The organism is Rubinisphaera margarita (assembly GCF_022267515.1).
Taxonomy (GTDB): Bacteria; Planctomycetota; Planctomycetia; order Planctomycetales; family Planctomycetaceae; genus Rubinisphaera; species Rubinisphaera margarita.
Genome location: NZ_JAKFGB010000021.1, coordinates 271,238 through 289,355, shown reverse-complemented (window position 1 = coordinate 289,355; position 18,118 = coordinate 271,238). Strand labels below are relative to the sequence as shown.

Below are 18,118 nucleotides of genomic sequence, written 5' to 3'. Positions count from 1 at the left end.
CAGTAAAGAGGTCCTCTCCATGTTTCCCACGCGTCGCGACATGCTTCAAACCGTTTCCTGCGGCTTCGGGTATCTGGCACTGCAGGCCCTTTGCGGCCAGCCTGGGACGGCACTGGGTGCGGAAGATCTGACGCAGAAAGTTCCAGCCCACCCGGCTCGAGCCAAACGGGTCATCTTCCTCTGTATGAGTGGCGGCCCGGCTCACATGGATACGTTCGACTACAAACCACAGACCGGGAAGGAGCCGCATCCGGGATCGGCTTTCGAGTTCGCCCAGCATGGGGAGAGCGGGCTCTGGATCTCAGAACTGCTTCCGGAGACGGCCCGGCACGCCGATGAACTGTGCGTCATCAACGGGATGCACGCCGATACCACCATCCACGCTCAGTCGTTTCTACAGTTACATACCGGGGATCGTCTCCGGGAACGTCCGAGCCTTGGCTCCTGGATCACTTATGGACTCGGCACCGAGAACCAGAACCTGCCAGGGTTCGTCAGTTTCAATACATCCAAAAGTTCGATCTATTCCAGTGCATTCCTTCCCTCGATCTATAACGGAACGCCGATCGGCGTGAATGGCGAAGATATGTCGCAAGCGACGATCAGTAATATCGCCAGCGACCATCTTTCTTATTCAACCCGCAGAAGACAGCTGGAACTTACCCAGTTTATGAATCGGAATCACCTGGAAAGTCGACAGGGCGACCAGACGCTCGAAAGCGTGATCGAGTCGATGGAACTTGGTTTCCGCATGCAGATGTCGGCTCCGGAACTGCTCGATCTCAGTAGCGAAAGCAAAGAAACGCTCGAACGATACCGCGTCGGCGAGAACAACGAGCAGATCGGAACATGCAAACCCAGTGATTTCGGACGGCAATGTTTGCTGGCTCGCCGGTTTGCTGAAGCGGGGGTTCGCTTCATCGAGGTCAACCACGGGAGCTGGGACCAGCATAAAAACCATCGCCGCGACCTGACGGCCAACTGCCAGGCGACAGATGCCCCGATCGCGGCTCTGCTCGACGATCTGAAGCTTCGAGGCATGCTCGACGATACGCTGGTCGTCTGGGGCGGAGAGTTCGGTCGCCCTGGCATCAAGCCGGAAGACAAGAGCGACGCCACAGGCCATAACTCGCGTGGTTTCACGTTCTGGCTTGCCGGTGCGGGCGTCAAAGGAGGCTACGTTCACGGCAAGACCGACGATACCGGTTCCCGAGCCGTCGAAGGAAAAGTCCACTTCCGCGATCTTCACGCCACCATCCTCCATGCACTTGGACTTCCGCCGAACGAGCTCAAATACTGGCACGCCGGCCGCGATCATCGCCTGACCGGCCCCGAAGGAGGTCAGGTGGTGTCAGATCTCTTCGCATAGGACTGCTCTTCGCGAACATTTCCAGGACCGTTCAGCGCGAACGCTCCCGTTCCGGGCCGACTTCCCTGCCCGGACTCGCCAGGAATCAACTCAACTGGTCAGACAAGTAAGCATTTCAAGATGCGATAGCACCGATATCAGAACCCACCCAAGTGGACACCTGAACCGAACTATCAGTAGCTGACCGCCGTTCCGGTGTTTTTTCCCCAGAAGTGGTAATTTGCACATTGCAAATTGCGTGTACAATTGGCATAGTCACCCCGATCAGTATTTTCCCTAATCCAAAAATATAAACCGCGGGCAGACGATGAGCAGAGCTATCACCAGAAACGATCGAACAGCCTTTACTCTCATCGAACTCCTGGTGGTAATTGCGATTATCGCATTACTCGTTGCCCTGTTACTGCCGGCGGTTCAGCAGGCTCGTGAATCCGCTCGACGGGCGAGCTGCAAGAATAACATCAGGCAGATCGGCCTGGCGCTGCACAATTATCACGATACTTATGGCTGCTTTCCGATTGGCGCTCGGCGTCCGCATAGCGGAGCAAGTGCGGGCCCCAGCTGGTACGTTGGACTGCTTCCAGCCTTGGAACAATCCGCTTTATATGACGCAATCGATGTCGGACTGGCGAACTACAGTTCGGCCCCGGCTGTCGCAAACGCCTCTCGCAACGCGAGTCTGCCGTTCCTCTACTGCCCGTCCAGTCCGTTGCCGCAGAAGGACTCGAACATCATCTTTGTTCCTGTTCCGATGGCCCATTTTGTGGGAGTCTCTGGCGCTGTTGCCTCGGCCCATGCAGCTTACTACGACGCCAACTACGACAATCAGGAGGTCGACAGTTGTTGTCTGCCGGTCATGAACGGGTATGTGGCGGCGAATGGAATGTTAGTCCCGAACTCAGTCACCAGAATGCGTGACGCCGAAGATGGAACTTCAAACACGCTGATCGTGGTGGAGTGTGGGGACTACGGCCTCAGCGGGACCAATAAGGTCCGCATTGATGGCAGCTATCGCGGGGGATGGTTTATAGGTACCGCCAATCAGGGGACGCCTCCTAACATGAGCGCCCCTTCCGGTGGTCCGCCACCTCCTCCGGGGATTACGCCGAACTTGGGAGTTTATAATCTGACGACGATCCGCTATCCCGTCGGCACACGCCGTGCGACGCTTCCGGGCATCAACTCGTTCGGCTCCGGAAATCCCAATCTCTCGCCATTCTCGGCACACGCAGGAGGAGCCAACGTTCTTTTGACAGATGGTTCCGTTAAATTCCTGGGCGAGAACATGGATCTTCACACGCTCAAACTTCTCGCCGACCGCAAAGACGGCGTTCCCATTGGGGAATATTAGCCGCACACTTCATGTTGGTCACATTCGATCTGCAAGACCGTTTTGCGCCCCGAATGCGATCCCATGCGTGAGAACCTCTTTTGAAGGAGAGCTGCTGATGAAAACGTTGCTTCCGACACTATTCACTGTCTGCGGATTCTTTGCCGCCTGCTCCCCTGCCCTGGCCCAGAATGGTCTCGTCTGCAATTACTGGCCCACGCAGGAATGTACTACACTGGGAGGCGCATCCGGCTGGGAATGGTGGGCGATCCATCATCCGAACGCACCGGATGACTGCGATACCAATTCCTCCACCATTCTCCACTGTAATTTAAATAGCTACGGCGACTGCACGAACAGTCCGACCGCATGCGGCCCGCTGGCGGACAGCGGCGAAGAATCCGGCGACAAGAAAGCTGCCCCCCCCAGGAAAAAGACAACAAACGCGACCGATCCGGGGTCAGTTTTCAATCACGAATTGACACTCCCGGCCGAAGCTGACAATCCAAAACTATTCAGCACACTGGGGCTTCCACCCGGCTTCGATCAAGCGCGCATGGTCGGATCGCCAACGACCTACCAAGTTCAAATTGGCAATGACACAAAGTATGTCACCCTCGGCATTTTCGAACACCCGCACGCACGCAATCAGAAAACGGGGATCGGCTGCGAAGTGAAGCGGCCTGAGGAAGCCCCCCGGGACATTCCCTCCCACACTCGTTGTATCGTCAATAAGCGCTCTTTCGAGGGAGGGAAGATCGTCAATGAAAAGTCCAACTATCTCAAGGTCGACATCGACGAACAGGTCTACATGGTCCGCGTCGCGAATTCCGCGGAGTGGGAAGCTCAGGACTGTAAATGACCGGCCGTTGATTGATGGAGTTTCGTGAGAGCAAGGAAGGCGGCAAAGCTGACGATCAGCGATGCCGCCTTTTTTCGACTCGTGAATTGCTATTCTTCAACCAGCAGTCCCAGTTCTTTGAGCACGCCGGCCCACTTCGTTTCGCGGAGGAAGGCCAGATTCGTGCGGTCATTCGTTGAATACGACTCGGTCATCGTCATCGGCACGTTGGGCAGAACAATCGCCAGTCCCCGTGCATTGCACTGTTGAGTCCCCCACCAGGGAGCATAGATATCGTCGCATTGGATGAGGCGGCGGTACAGGAACAGCGCTCGATAAAGGTTACCGATTTGACGATCTGCCTCCTGTTTCTGTTCTCCGCTGCGCATCGACTCATCGTTGAGAAGATGCTCAAGCAGGAACGCGAAGTCGACGGTCCTTCTTTCGCAGTTTCCTCTCAGGTTACAGTTGTCCGAGAGAGTCGTCAGCAGATCTCGCAGACCGTGATTCCCCTGTCTGAGCTCCTTTAAAACCCACGAACAGATCTTCCGAAAGAGCTCGACGATCTCCGGCAATACTCCATTGCTCGCGACGAACACCAGGGGGATATGATGAGCCGGCAGCGAACGCATGTGTAAGGAGCTGTCCTGCTTGCTGCTTGTCTGTGGGGCGACCCTCCACAAGCCAGCCTCGCTGGCGGGATGATGATACGGAGCATCCAGAGCATCGCCCCGCCAGACTCGTTCAATTCTGATCAACGATTTTCCAAGCATGTAGGGAATCGCTTCGGTTCGCGGTCGGTCTCCCCAGACGGATAGATCAATCGAGGAAACAAGTTGTGCCAGATCAACGGCTCCGCTGAGCTGAGTGGGAGATCCGATAACTGCTCCGGCGACCGGTCGCAGTTCATAGGCAGCCTCGATTGTTCCCAGTGCGCAGGCCTGCAGGACGATGAGATCGAACCCCGCCGGATTGCCGTCCTGAATTTCGCGCCGCATCGCCGGGATACCCAGCCGCGCCCGTTGACCGGATGTTGCCCCATACACCTTCTGTGACGAAGAAAACGACGAGAACGTGGCCTTGTCCAGGCTGAAGACGATGTCCTCCTGATCGAAATGCACCCCATCTATTCCTCCGGCTGAGGTCTCCTCCAGCGCGGATAACTGCCCGGCCACGTCTTTTGAAACGATCTGCTTCTGACTGTTCCGTGCGGCCGATGCGACGAGATCAACCAGATTCCCCTGCTCCAGTTCGACGAAGCCATCAACCTCGTCCACATACAGTTCGGCGTCCGGAACGGCCGCATCAGCGGCCAGCTGTCGAAGACTTTGCTTCTCCATCCAAATGCGACTGCCGCTGGAACCATGTGCCGAAATGATCAGAAGCCTCGCATCGCAGTCCGTGAGATTACTGCCGGATGTTTCGACAAATCTGTGACCGTCCTTGCCGGCGGCGTCTGCCACGAATGCCCCGAAAACCTCCTCAGGCGTTTCGCGTTCCGAACAAGCGATATAAGGCAACTGACCCGAAGGAGACCAGGTGGCTACGTCGATCGGCTCTCCGTTGCAGGACCAGGTTCTTGTCGCACCGTTCGGAGGCGGAATCGTGCAGACCAGCCGCTTACGGCGTTGTGAGATCGGGTCCTTCGTACTGAAGCTCTGGAAGAAGAAGGAAATCCCGATCTGCGGAAACGAATTGTGCTGTCGGTCGATCGTAAAGTCGACAACGACCCTTCTCAGCGACTCTTCAAGCTCACGGGCATGCGCGATCGCCGGACCGTCGTTCTTGATCAGTAAGACAGCAACGCCGAGACGAAACTCTTCTGCCACTCTGCAAATCCTCGGTCAATTCTGAACACAACGAAATCGCTCACCGTCTGCCAGCCTCGTTCATTCCCTGGGAGGTAGCGACCGCCGGACCTATGGCGTCTCCGAAAGAGCTCCGCTGAGGCGGAGACTCTGGCTTCATTCGGTAAGCTGCCCTACTCCGGCTGCCGCCCCGAACTTCTTAGCACATCGGCAAATACCGCGGGGAAGACCGTTTTGGCGACTCGGAAATGCGCGTGATGAAGGACCTCAGCATGAAACTGTCGGTCGGGGAAGTCACCTGTCGTGGGACAGTCCCGAACCACTCGGAGATTATCCGCTCCCAGCTGGTCTCTGGGGGTACTCCTGGGAGCGTACCAGGGCCTGCCGCTGACCCATTCCGGGCTTTCGTCCCCGAACTGCTCCAGTTTCATAGCGGCCTGTACCTGGATTTGGTCAAACTCGTACGGCGATTCTTCGGGATTCTCCGCATATTCACGTAGTGCCTTCAGATACTCCCATTCCCATTCATTCAGCAGCCGTCCTCCAGACTCCTCAGCCCAGTGCATCGCCTCCTGATGCGTGACGGGCAACTCGCGTTCCGGTCGAGGATCTTTGCGAACGCTATGAGGCAATAAGTCGCGGATCAACTGATAGTCTCGGATCTGGTACTCCTTCTTGAGCACGTAGAACGGCAAGATCAGTTTCTTCGCCGACGTCGGTTTCCCCGTATCTCGGCTACGGAGACAGAATTGGGAATCTCCGGGAATAAAAACCAGCTCGTTTGCAGTCGTCACATCCATGACATCGATTGGTGCGATCGCGACCGACTGATTGCCCGTCAGCCGCCAGAACTGTGAGTCGAACGGGCTTGTCGCCGTCGTCAATTCAAGGTCCGGGATCTGACGGAACACCTCGGCAATCTGAGACGTCTTGTTGTCACGTGCAAGAAACTGATAAGGCCCCGGCTTGAGCCTGATCTTCGTAGGCGTTTCTCGAACCGAAATCGCCTGATCGGCCCGCCAGGCTCCGGAGTCTCTGTCCAGAGGAATGGCCACGATGTGTGCATCTACGGCCGTGTTATCCCTCACATTAACAGGACGTTCCGCCTTGATCTCGACCTCCCACTTCCCCACATCGTGAGGCCGTGGTTCCTCGATGGCCGCGAAGACCGCATAAGAGATGGGGAGCATCGCAATCGCACCGGCGACCGTACTCACGGCCACGGCGGGACGACGTTTGAGTGTTCGCCATTTCCGCTCGACCCAGTTGACAGGCCGGGCCTTGACTGGCTGTCCCTCGGCCACAGCTTCAAGATCTTCAGCGAATTCCTTCGCGGTCTGATAGCGCTGTTCGGGTCTCTTCTCCAGAGCCTTCAGACAGACTGTGTTCAAATCGCGGCTCAAGGCGGGATTGACGCTGCGGGGAGGCACGGGATCGGTGTACTGTTGAGCGAGCAACACCTGCTTGGGATCGCCTTTGAATGGAAGCCGCCCGGTAATGGCTTCGTAAAGCAGGATTCCCAACGAATAGACATCGCTCGTCGGAAACACTTTAGAGCCGCGAGCCTGCTCGGGAGACATATAGTTTGCACTACCGACAACATCTTTCCGGATACGCAAGGTATGGCCCGCATCGGCCCAGTGGGCGACGCCGAAATCGGTCAGTTTGGCCATGCCGCTCTTATCGAGCATGATATTGGCCGGCTTGACATCCCTGTGGACGATCCCGTGGGTATGAGCTTCGTGCAAAGCCCGCGCGATCTGACCGCAGATCCGCGCTGCTTCGACCTGATTCATCCGACTCGGCTGCTGCTTCTCGTCCGTCCTGCCCGGATGCAGAATCTGGCGTAAATTCTCGCCATCGATAAACTCAGACACGGAATAAGCACAGTCGTCGGTTTCCTGAAACGCATACGTCCGTACGATATGCGGATGATCCAACTGGCCCGCAATCTTGGCTTCGTGGCGAGCCAGATCGATGTTTTCGTAGTTCGTCTTGTCGCTGTAGAGAATCTTCACCGCCACCATGCGACGCAACTCGGAATCCCAGGCTCGCCAGACTTCGCCAAATCCCCCCTTGCCGACCCGGGAGATGAGTTGATAGCCGCCTAGAGTTCTGCCCGGAGCGTGCAGAACAATGGTCTCCTCGGTCGCCTTCTGGACCTCTTCGCGGATCTTGCGATAGACCGGTTCCAAGTCGGCGATTCTCTCCCCATACTCGGGGAATCGCTTCGCATATTCCTCCAGCTCGGGCGTCTCGCCGGAAAGGAAGCGATAACGCAGTTCGATCAGGATCAATCGGCCCAGCAGAGTACTGCGATGAGGACCGGCCGTCTCCTGAAGATAGTCCTCGATCCGCGGACGTTCGTCCGCCGAACCCAATTTTAGTTCGAAATCGCTACAAAGTGTTTCGGACGGCAGGTCGCTCTGGTAAGATTGTGTGGGGAGTTGAGTTGGATCGTTCACTGCGGCTACTTTCCGTGGCGAAGGCGAATCAGAGGCCTCGGTCTCCGAGAATTCATCCGATCCCCGAATACCCTTCCAGCATAATAACCGTTCTCATCTGTCACAATATTCAGTATGGTCGATTACAAATCGCAGCCCGAGGGTGACAACGACGAAACATTCACAACATCTCTCTCCATGCTGGGAGATCTTGCTGAAGGAAGCGAGTCGGCCTGGAGCCGCTTTGAACGCCGATATCGTGCCTGGCTGATGACCCACTGCCAGCGTTCCGGCCTTTCGGAAGCGGATGCCGACGATGTCACCCAGGAGGTGATGTTCAAGATCTTCCAGGCGATCGGAGACTTCGATCGGCAACGGAACGGCTCATTCCGCAAATGGATGCTGATTGTCACGCGGTCGCGAATCGCGGATTTGTTCCGGAAGAGCAAACGGAACCGTGAAGAGCCGTGCTCCGAATCGTTCGTAGAGAACGCCGCCGCTGCGGCAAATCTTGAAGATCAGATCGACGAGCCGTCCGTGGAAGCACTCGAAGAGTTCGAGCGAAAAATGGCGCTGCTCCGCTCTCAGTTCTCCGATCGTGACATCGAGATTTTGATCGAGTATCTCGGCAAAGACCGCCTCGCCGACGACATCGCCGCCGAGCATGGCGTCAGCGCGAACGCCGTTTATCTGGTCAAATCGAGAGTGGTCAAACGGATCTATGGAATTCTTAATCCGGATGAGGAATAAGAGCCGACCCGGGAACCTCTGAGGGCATTTTCTGTTGAAGTAAAAGGCGGCGCCTTCCCTTGTGGTGTTATCCGCCATCACACATGCAGAATCCGCCTTGGAACGGTGCAGGATCTTTGCCCGGTTTTCTGACATCAGAAGAGTATTGGCAAATGATCCTCCCACTGCTGCCGAATTAGCCAAGATCCGCCAAAGCAGGACCCCCTCAAATTCCACTTCTTCGTGTGACCGTGGAACGTCGATGATAAGCCGACGTTGGTACCCGTGCGGCACAGCTACGCCGAGCCGATTCGAGAGCAGTACCGGTTCTATCACTATGGCGATGCGATGCTGAATGTTTAGGAGCGTCGACGACAAGCATGTCCACGCGAGGGTGGGCATAGAACCCAACATTGGGCCACCCCGGGTCATGATTGCGATTAACCTGGTAGCGCCGTTGCCCCACAGTAGCGGCATGAACGCTCGAGAGCCTCGTTCAGCTTATGAAGCCGTGACCACTTCGGGACGCGTTACCTGGGCGATGGCGTAGTAGAACGTCGGCACGAGCAACAGGATCAGCAGCGTCGAGACGATCAAGCCGAAACAGATGCTGACGGCCATCGGGATCAGAATCTGTGCCTGAAACGAGGTTTCCAGAATCAGTGGAAACAAACCGGCAACCGTCGTGACTGATGTGAGCAGGATTGGCCGTAAACGGCGGCGGCCCGCGTCGACCAGCGCTTCGCGAAGCGGCATCCCGTCATTCACGCGATGATTGATGAAGTCAATCAGCACGATCGAGTCATTAACCACAATTCCGGTGAGCGTGACCAGACCAAACAGGCTGAACAGCGTAATCGGCAGCCCCATGACGGCGTGCCCGACGACCGCTCCCACGACGCCGAACGGAATGATTCCCATGATCACGATCGGCTGCACGTAGGACGTGAACTGGAACGTCAGCAGGACGAACATGGCCAGCAGCGCCACGGCCAGTCCCAGCAGCAGGCTTTGGACCGATTCGGTTGTCTGCTGCTGTTGTCCTTCCCAGAGAACATCGACGTCCGGGTACTGCTCGAGAAGTCCGGGCATGAAATTCTGCCGGAGCACACCAACAATCTGACTGGCATTCGCTCGGGTCTCATCGAGATCGGCCGAGATGGTGATGGACCGCATCTGATCAACGCGGTTGATCTCCGAATAACTCCGGGAAACCTGCACCTCGGCCAGTTCTGTCAGTGGATACTCAACGCCGTCGTCGGTGCGAACGCGGATCTGATCAAACTCGGCCAGAGAATGACGATCCCCTTCCGGGAATCGGACCATCAGCTTGACCTCATGACGACCCCGCTGAAGACGCATCACTTCTTCACCGTAGTAAGATGCCCGCACTGTTTCGGCCAGTTGCTCCAGATTGATGCCAGTCGCCACGGCGGAGTCTTTGACCTGCAGTTGGAACTCCCACTTGCCGGCGGAGGAATCGTCCTGAATATCGAAGACGCCGGGAAACTCGGCCAGTCGAGCCTTGGTTTGCTCGACAGCCATCTGCAGATCATCAAAGTCTTCCCCCTGGGCCAGCAACTTGAACTCGATCGGGGTTCCAGCAGGCCCCATTTCTCCGTCTCCAAAGGAGAGGTTCTCGACGCCGGGGAATTCACCCGCCGCCTTCCGCCAGGCCGCCAGAATCTGTTGAGAGTTCAACTCCCGCTCCGAGACATCTTTCAGTTCAACGGTCACCAGTCCCAGATGGCTGCCTGAGTTCTCCGAGCTCATCGCAGGCCCATTCTGCATCGTGGCGAAGCCGACGGATCGACGAATCAGCTCCACGACGGGCTGCCCCTCCTGCTCCAGCTGTTCATTGACTTCTCGGATGCCCGCTTCGAGTTGAGCGGTTCCCTTGTGCGTCATCGACACCGGAGTTCCGTCCGGATAGGTGATCGTGGCTTCGATGGTGTTGCTGTCGGTCTTCGGAAACACAATAAACGGGACAAAGCCACCAGCGACCAGACCAGCTGTCAGCATCAGCAGCGTCACCGCGACGCAGGCCGTCGAAAGCGTATTGGAAAGGGACAGATTCAGCATCGGCAGATAAAAGCCATTCACGAACTTGTCCATGACGAACTGTGTGCCGCCGTTGAGGTAATTGACCACCCGGTTCAGTTGCCGCACGGGATAGGCAAACACTTCAGCAATGTATCCGGCAACAAGCAGGCAGGTTCCGACCGTCCATCGTGTGCCACGGGGAAGCTTCTCGCGGAAACGTCTCGCTTTGGCCGGGTAACTCTGCGGCAGCGTTTCATCCGCTTCATGAGCCAGGTGACAGGAGAGAATGAACAACGACTCAAAGAGCGAGAAGAGCAGGATCGCGATCATTCCGATCGGCATCACCGCCACGAACTTTCCCATCACTCCAGTCACAAACAACAGCGGTAGAAACGCAATGATGGTCGTGCTGACGGAAGCGGCGACCGAGGGCGCCACTTCGACCGTCCCGTCAATCGCTGCCTGCAGCGGCGACTTCCCCATCAGCCGGTGCGCATGCACGTTTTCGCCGACGACAATCGCATCATCGACGACAATTCCGAGAGCCATCACGAACGTGAAGCTCGACAACATGTTGAGTGTTTCTCCACCGAGGTAGAGTGCCCCGCATGCTCCGAGAATGGAGATCGGAATCCCCAGCGACACCCACCAGGCGAGGCGAAGATTCAGAAAGAGTGAGAGGAAGATCAGTACGAGCAGCAACCCCTGCATTCCGTTTTCGGCAAGAAGATCGAGACGATCGCGAACCTCGACCGATCGATCTCCCCAGTAGATCAGCCGATAGCCGGACGGCATCTGATGCGTCGTGAGATACTCGTGAACCGCATCGGTCATCTTGAGCAGGTCTTCTGTGGACGAGCGCGTGACTGAAATGGCGATGCCCGGCTGCCCGTCGATTACGGTCGAAACGGTCGAGTCCGCGAACTCATCTCGGACGTCGCCCAGATCGTCGATCGTCAGCACAGTTCCGTCCGGGAGTGTTACAAGCGGAATGCGGGCAATCTCTTCGCCGATGGTCCGCTTGTTCTTGCCCTTAACGAGAATCTCCTGAGATTCCGTCCGAATCGTACCAGCGGGAAGCTCGAGGTTCTCCTTCCGCACGATCTCCGCGACGCGCTTCAGCGATAACCCATAGCGGCGGAGTGTCTCTTCGCTGATCTCGATATCGATCTGATAATCTTTCGCCCCGGAAATATCGGCCTGAGAGACTGCCGGGAGTCGAATGAGATCGTTGCGAACCTGTTCGGCGACTTCGCGGAGCTGCAGTTCCGCCTCGACGCTGTCGAGGTCGGGTCCGATTACGCCGACCGTGATCGCCGGCTGACGGGTCACCACCTGCTTGACCTCAGCGTCCTCGGCGAGTTCGGGAAAGCTCGTGATTCGGTCGACTTCAGACCGAACCTCGTTCAGGATTTTCTGCGAATTGGTGCCGGTATTGAGTTCGAGTATCACCGAACCCGAACCTTCCTTGGCGACCGACGTGACCTTCTTGATGCCGTCGATGGACCGCACGGACTCTTCGATCTTCTCGCAGATTCCGGTCTCGACCTCGTCGGGACTGGCCCCCGGATAGGGGACAGAAATCAGGATCGTTTCCAGCTCAAATTCTGGAAAGACTTCGCGACGGAGATTGAACAGACTGAACAGTCCCGCCACGAGAATGGCGACCATTAGCGTATTCATCGCCGGCGTATTGTGAATTGCGCCGCGAATTAAGCCATTCATCAGTTCCGCGATCCTTCCTCGGAAGAACCGTTATCGGCCACAGACGATCCCGAGTCCCTGCTCTGAACCGACAACCCTTCGCGAGCCGCCAGCAGAGGGGAAACAACAACGGAATCGCCGGCGCGGAGATCGGTTTCTCCATCGGGGACAAGCAGTTTCCCCTCTTCGAAGTTGACCCGGGTCAGTTCGATCTCCTGCAGAAGCTGATTGCGAACCACCCAGACCTTGTTGCCCGGATGCACGGCTCGTTCGGGAATCTCAAGAAAGCCGACATTCGGCTGCACATGGAGTGTGACATCGACGAACATTCCGCGAACCAGAGCTCGGGGTCCGCCGACTCGAGCCGACGATACGCGTTGTACATTCTGAGGCTCGGGCACGAGGAGACGAACCGGCACGGTGCGGGTTTGTTCGTTCAGACCAATCCCTTCATACCGTGACAGAAAGCCCTGCCATTGATAGGTCTGCGTTCCCAGGCGATATGAGATCGTGGCCGGAACCTGAGGCAACTGATAATCATTCTGCTGTCCGCCTTCCTGCAGGTGACCCAGACTCGCGTCGTGCCGCAGAATCCAATTGAGCTCCTCCATGCGAAGCGTTGTTCGGACTTCGGCCGCCGAAGTATCGTCGATGGTGACGAGCTTTGTCCCCGCTGCGACGAAGTTTCCCTCTTCGACGTCTTCCGAAACAATGACGCCATCGATCGGTGCGACAATCTGAGCCTTCTCCAGATCAAGCTCCGCTTCCCGGAGTTTTGCCTGGGCGAGATCCCGGGCGTTACTCAGTCGTTCCCGGCTCGCTTCTGAAATCCGCTTCTCGTTCTGCATGGACACCAGCGTGTTCCGAGTCGCCAGTTCGTTGGCACGGAAATCATTAAGTTCGCTCTCATTCAAACCTCCACGAGAGTGGACCTGACGGGCACGTTGAAGTTCATCCTGCTTGAGCTGAACGTCTTCTTCCAACAGCGAAATCGAGGCATCGAAATTGGCGATTTTCACATCGAGCTCGACGAGCGAATTTTCTGCCTGAGCCAGTTCCTCCTGAAGCCGCTCGACCGCCAGTTGATAGCTCCGTTCATCGATCGTGAGCAGCGGCGTCCCGGCGTGGACGTAATGCCCTGCCCGACATTCTGGAGACTTCCGGGTGACGCGACCGGCCACTTCGGCTGACAGCTGAATTTCGCGGAACGGAACCACCATGCCGTTCAGATCGACGTCGAGCCCCTCACTGGCTACCTGCACGGGAACCGTGTCGACGAGCGGCCGCGATGTTTCGACGGGAACAGAAACCGGCTGTTCACGCTGACTCTGCAGAGCCGCGAATCCGACAACCCCGATTCCCAGAATCACGAATGGCAGCGCAAACCGGAGAACTTCCTGAAGTGATTTTCGCAACGATGTCATGCCGAGATCTCTTCCGAGAGAGTCTGAAGATAATTCTGAAAATGATCCGTCTGGCCGAGTGCCGCCAGCGAGAACGCCGTGATGTGCCGCGCCAGTATGGCCGGCCCAAAGTGCTCCGCGATCTCTTCTTCCGAAACGATTGCCTGCATCAGTGCGGAGTTCATCTTGTAGAACATGCACTGGCCGACAACGCTGAAAGCGATTTGAAACCGGCTGTACTGCGGCGTTTCCGCGGGGACCATTTCTCCAATGATGTCCATCAGCAACGTGTTGTGCGGCTCGATGTACGTCTCGACCAGTTCCCGACAGTCCGTCGTCGGCGCGACAAATTCCCGCATCATCAGGCGGGCCTGCCACGGAAGAGATCTGGCCAGCAACATCCGCTGGAGCATCGTTTCAATAAAGTCGGCCAGCTTCTTCTGAGGCGGCGTGTCTTCGACCCATTCGGGAAGGGGAACCTGATCGAACACCACCTCGTGAGCATGCAGGAGCGTCTCAACGTAGAGACGGGCTTTGTCACCAAAGTGATAGTTCACGGCGGCCAGATTCACATCGGCCCGGGTACAGATTTCGCGAACCGTGGCCTTGTCGAAGCCGCGGTCGGCAAAAACGGCTCCGGCGGCGTCGAGCAGTCGAACCCGGGTTGATTCATCGGAAGTCGGCATATGAGCGAGCTTTGCAAACAATACACGCGTTTCAAACAACTGTATGAAACAGATGATAGACTCTGTCCCGGATTGGATCAATAGCGATTTCTGCCTCCCACTCCAATCAGCACTCTCTGGACAAACGGAAGCCCGGAGACGATGGTAGATCGCGCCGTATTGGTCACTCCCCACAGACTTTGCCTGTGGTTCCTTCCGATCATCAGCCGCACTCGCCATGTCCAATCGCCGATGCCCACTGTTTCGCCCCCTGAGCGTCCTGCTTCTGATGCAGACGTCCGCTTTTGCACAGGCCGTCGTGCCCGGACCGGACCTCACGCCGGCGGAACAGCAGGCGAAGTTTCATCTGCCTCCCGGCTTCAAGATCCAGCTCGTTCTCAGCGACCCCGACATTGGCCAGCCGATGAATCTGGCATTCGATGCCCGCGGACGGCTCTGGGTAACGCATTCGATTGAATATCCCTACCCCGCCACCAGTGAAGGCGTGGAGCCCCGGACCCGATTCAAGGGACAGGGAGAGCATCCCCCTCGGGACCGGCTGACGGTGGTCACGGGCATCGATGAAAACGGCAAGGCCACCGGCATTACCCATTTTGCCACCGGGCTAAACATCCCGATTGGCCACACGCCATTAGGAGACGGTAGCGAAGCACTCGTGTACGGCATTCCCTCCATTTTTCGCGTCACCGATACCAATGGCGATGGACAGGCCGAAGAAACGCACACCCTCTACTCCCGCTTCGGCAACATTGACGTTCACGGCAACAGCAACGGCTACCGGCGCTGGATCGATGGCTGGATTTACGGTTGCCATGGTTTCGCCAATCACAGCGAGATCACCGATGGCGAAGGACGAACCACGATCCTCGACTCTGGAAACACCTACCGATTCCGCGAGGATGGTTCCCGATTCGAGCAGTTCACCTGGGGGCAGGTCAATCCGTTCGGACTCACGTTTGACCCCTGGGGCAATCTCTACAGCAGCGACTGTCATTCGATGCCGATCTATATGCTGCTCCGGGGCGCTCGTTATCCGCACTTCGGCAGTAAGCCCGATGCACTTGGCTTCGGACCAACGATGATCGATCACGGGCACGGCTCCACCGGTATTTGTGGTCCGGCGTACTACGCTGCGGATCACTTCCCGGCGGATTTTCGCGACAACATTTTCATCTGCAACCCGGTCACGTCGCGGATTCACCGCGATCGCCTCGTGCAGCGAGGGTCAACCTACCAGTGCGAGACTCAAGACGACTTCGTGACCTGCGACGATTTACTCTTCCGTCCGGTTGACCTCACGGTGGGGCCTGATGGTGCCCTCTACATCGCCGATTTCTACAATGCCGTGATCGGGCATTACGAAGCTCCACTCGATCATCCACGCAGAAATCGTCAACTCGGTCGTGTGTGGCGAGTCGTCTGGAAAGGCGAGGACGGCGCGGTCGAAGCCCCCAGGCTGCCGGACCTCGCAACGCTTCCTGTTGAAGAACTCGCCCAACAGTTAGGTAACGCGAATCTGCAGAGTCGCACGCTGGCGACCAACCTTCTTGTGGATCACTTCCCCGAAACCGCACCTGACGCAGTTCGAAGTCTCATGGAAGCGGCCGAACAATCGGAAGTTCGTGCCCATGGAATGTGGGTCCTCGAACGACTTGCTTCGCTCTCACCCGCTGACATCACGCGACTCGCACGCGACTCATCTCCGCTGGTGCGGACCCACGTCATGAAACTTCTCGCTGAACGATCTGAGCTTTCCGCCCCCTGCCGGCAGCTTCTCCACGAAGCGATGAGCGATCCGAATGCATTCGTCGTACGATCAGCAGCCGATGCACTGGGCCGGCATCCGCAGGCGGAAAACATTCGACCGCTTCTCGAGTGCTGGCAGACGACGCCGGAGTTCGACACGCATCTGATCCACACCTGTCGACTGTCGCTTCGAATCCATCTGCGGAACTCCGCCATCGTCACCAAGGTTCTGGCCGAGTCGTGGTCAGTCGATTTGCAGCCGAAGTTGATTGAAATCGCCGCATCTACGGAAGATGCGAATTCAATTCCCATTCTGCTAACCATGGTCGATCCCACTTCCACGCCTGCCGAGACGCTCAATCGTGCTGCCGAGCAGATTGCCCGCTCGGGATCAGCCGAGCAACTTCAGACATTTATCTCGCTGGCTCCCGACTGGTTCCCGGACGACGCAGATCGACAGCTTCAGCTGCTGTCGTCGATCTGCCTGGGACTCGAACAGAACGGAGTTGCACTTGCGACGCAGTCGGCTCTTAAACACTGGTATACCCGTCTGGCTCCCAGGCGACTCGAAGCAGTCATCGGCCACCCCGGCGACTGGACGGAACTTCCAATCGACGGCCAATCGAAATCATCGTCGCCATTCGGAGTCCGGTCTCGTCGCTCGACGGATGACAGGATGGCCCCGTTCTGGGACAGTATTTCCGGCGGAGAGCAACTCACCGGGGTTCTTCGCAGTCCGCGTTTCGCCCTGCCGGAGACGTTCTCATTCTGGCTGTGCGGTCATAACGGACGCCCCGGCACAAATCCCGATCCCGTCAATCACGTACGACTGGTGCTTGCCGAAACCGGGGAAGAGATCGCCCGCCAGCTGCCATTGAGGAACGACACTGCTCGACTCTACTCCTGGACGCTGCCTGAGCATGTCGGCCAACCCGTTTATTTCGAGATCGTCGACGGATTCGCAGCCCCGGCCTTTGCCTGGCTGGCAGCGGGCCGCTTCGATCCTCCGCTGATTAACGTTCCGCCGCCAGGGTTCCACGAAGAAGCACTCCGTCTGATCGAACTCTCAGGAGCCTTGCGGGTCACTTCAGTAAGCGGGCAGATCCTGGAGATTGCCTCGGCGAAGCAACAGGCCCTTGATGTGAGGTCGGCAGCCTTGAACGCAGCTGTCAGCATTCTTGAACCCGCTGATTCGCTCGCTTTGCTGCAGAAATTAACGAGTGATGCCAGCGAACCTGCAGAACTCCGCTCGATCGCCGCTGCCGAACTGGGAGCGATCGATCTACCAACCGCCCGGCAGTCTCTGGTTGCGGCTCTCACGGTCGCTCCGGCTCGACTGCAGGGCGAATTCGCTGCGTCACTTTGCCAGAACCCGGCCGGCATTCGAGCTTTGCTGGAGGTGATCGCCGCCGGAAAAGCCTCCGCTCAACTCCTGCGGACTCCGGCAATCGCGGACATCATCTCGTCCAGCGGCTCGGCGGTTGAGCGTGAGCGTGTCGCCGAGCTGACAATGAATCTTGTTCCCGCTGATGAGCAGATGGCCGAGGTCATCAACCGCCAGCGTGCTGAGTATCAGACGGCAACCGTATCGCTTCAGCACGGTCAGGAATTGTTCCGGAAGCACTGTGGGAATTGTCATCGCATTGGCCCGAGCGGGCCGATCGTCGGGCCGCAGCTCGACGGAGTCGGCAAGCGGGGACTCGATCGGCTGCTCGAAGATGTCCTCGATCCCAACAGAAACGTCGATGCGGCCTTCCGGACCAGCGTGATCGTGACCACCGAGGGGAAACTCTATACGGGCCTCGAGCGCCGCCGTGAGGGGCGGATCGTCATCATTTCGGATTCGCAGGGGAAGGAGATTCGCATCCCCGAAGACAATATCGACGATTCTCGCAAGACGGCTCTCTCACTGATGCCCGCGAACTTTGCTCAGACGTTGAAGGCCGAGGAGCTCAACGACCTGATCGCCTACCTGCTGTCACTGAAGTAACTTCCCCGCCGAATGATGCGTTTTT

Annotated in this window: 10 protein-coding genes; 5 read left to right on the top strand and 5 right to left on the bottom strand. The window is 57.4% G+C overall.

Translation table 11 applies throughout. The annotated features are described in order from the left end of the window. Positions 1 to 19 precede the first annotated feature (19 nt). The 3 genes from L1A08_RS20885 (at position 20) to L1A08_RS20875 (ending at position 3,561) form a co-directional block, all read left to right on the top strand. Positions 20 to 1,369: a DUF1501 domain-containing protein gene (locus L1A08_RS20885; protein WP_238758493.1), complete on the top strand. Its 1,350-nt coding sequence runs from the start codon at positions 20 to 22 to the stop codon at positions 1,367 to 1,369. A gap of 307 nt (positions 1,370 to 1,676) precedes the next feature. Continuing rightward, on the top strand, positions 1,677 to 2,720 hold the full coding sequence (locus L1A08_RS20880; RefSeq protein ID WP_261362996.1) for a DUF1559 domain-containing protein: 1,044 nt from the start codon (positions 1,677 to 1,679) through the stop codon (positions 2,718 to 2,720). Between the two features lie 97 nt (positions 2,721 to 2,817). Beyond that, the gene (locus tag L1A08_RS20875; protein WP_238758491.1) at positions 2,818 to 3,561 is read left to right on the top strand and encodes a hypothetical protein; all 744 of its coding nucleotides are present in this window, start codon (positions 2,818 to 2,820) and stop codon (positions 3,559 to 3,561) included. Positions 3,562 to 3,650: 89 nt separating this feature from the next. Here L1A08_RS20875 and L1A08_RS20870 read toward each other — a convergent pair whose 3' ends face one another. Together L1A08_RS20870 and L1A08_RS20865 are read right to left on the bottom strand one after the other, a co-directional pair. Next, on the bottom strand, positions 3,651 to 5,369 hold the full coding sequence (locus L1A08_RS20870) for a hypothetical protein (RefSeq protein ID WP_238758490.1): 1,719 nt from the start codon (positions 5,367 to 5,369) through the stop codon (positions 3,651 to 3,653). Positions 5,370 to 5,521: 152 nt separating this feature from the next. Next, entirely contained in the window at positions 5,522 to 7,813 is a 2,292-nt protein-coding gene (locus L1A08_RS20865; protein WP_238758489.1) for a serine/threonine-protein kinase, read from the bottom strand. Between the two features lie 114 nt (positions 7,814 to 7,927). On the opposite strand from L1A08_RS20865, the gene L1A08_RS20860 reads away from it, so the two are divergent. Continuing rightward, a complete protein-coding gene (locus L1A08_RS20860; protein ID WP_238758488.1) occupies positions 7,928 to 8,542 on the top strand; it encodes an RNA polymerase sigma factor in 615 nt (204 codons plus the stop codon). 480 nt (positions 8,543 to 9,022) lie between these two features. Here the strand turns inward: L1A08_RS20860 and L1A08_RS20855 are convergent, their stop codons facing one another. The 3 genes from L1A08_RS20855 to L1A08_RS20845 are packed head-to-tail and all read right to left on the bottom strand — an operon-like array spanning position 9,023 to position 14,357. Then, on the bottom strand, positions 9,023 to 12,289 hold the full coding sequence (locus L1A08_RS20855; RefSeq protein ID WP_238758487.1) for an efflux RND transporter permease subunit: 3,267 nt from the start codon (positions 12,287 to 12,289) through the stop codon (positions 9,023 to 9,025). Beyond that, positions 12,289 to 13,692 (bottom strand): efflux RND transporter periplasmic adaptor subunit, encoded by a 1,404-nt coding sequence (locus tag L1A08_RS20850; RefSeq protein ID WP_238758486.1) that lies wholly within the window; start codon positions 13,690 to 13,692, stop codon positions 12,289 to 12,291. The genes L1A08_RS20855 and L1A08_RS20850 overlap by 1 nt, the downstream gene beginning before the upstream one ends. Then, the gene (locus L1A08_RS20845; protein ID WP_238758485.1) at positions 13,689 to 14,357 is read right to left on the bottom strand and encodes a TetR/AcrR family transcriptional regulator; all 669 of its coding nucleotides are present in this window, start codon (positions 14,355 to 14,357) and stop codon (positions 13,689 to 13,691) included. The genes L1A08_RS20850 and L1A08_RS20845 overlap by 4 nt, the downstream gene beginning before the upstream one ends. A 268-nt stretch (positions 14,358 to 14,625) precedes the next feature. On the opposite strand from L1A08_RS20845, the gene L1A08_RS20840 reads away from it, so the two are divergent. Next, positions 14,626 to 18,093: a DUF7133 domain-containing protein gene (locus L1A08_RS20840; protein WP_238758484.1), complete on the top strand. Its 3,468-nt coding sequence runs from the start codon at positions 14,626 to 14,628 to the stop codon at positions 18,091 to 18,093. The last annotated feature ends 25 nt before the right edge of the window (positions 18,094 to 18,118 follow it).

Bases quoted from the DNA above. Each gene is read 5' to 3' on its own strand.
- L1A08_RS20845 (WP_238758485.1), bottom strand. From the start codon at position 14,357: ATGCCGACTTCCGATGAATCAACCCGGGTTCGACTGCTCGACGCCGCC.
- L1A08_RS20875 (WP_238758491.1), top strand. From the start codon at position 2,818: ATGAAAACGTTGCTTCCGACACTATTCACTGTCTGCGGATTCTTTGCC.
- L1A08_RS20860 (WP_238758488.1), top strand. From the start codon at position 7,928: ATGGTCGATTACAAATCGCAGCCCGAGGGTGACAACGACGAAACATTC.
- L1A08_RS20855 (WP_238758487.1), bottom strand. From the start codon at position 12,289: ATGAATGGCTTAATTCGCGGCGCAATTCACAATACGCCGGCGATGAAT.
- L1A08_RS20850 (WP_238758486.1), bottom strand. From the start codon at position 13,692: ATGACATCGTTGCGAAAATCACTTCAGGAAGTTCTCCGGTTTGCGCTG.
- L1A08_RS20885 (WP_238758493.1), top strand. From the start codon at position 20: ATGTTTCCCACGCGTCGCGACATGCTTCAAACCGTTTCCTGCGGCTTC.
- L1A08_RS20840 (WP_238758484.1), top strand. From the start codon at position 14,626: ATGCAGACGTCCGCTTTTGCACAGGCCGTCGTGCCCGGACCGGACCTC.
- L1A08_RS20880 (WP_261362996.1), top strand. From the start codon at position 1,677: ATGAGCAGAGCTATCACCAGAAACGATCGAACAGCCTTTACTCTCATC.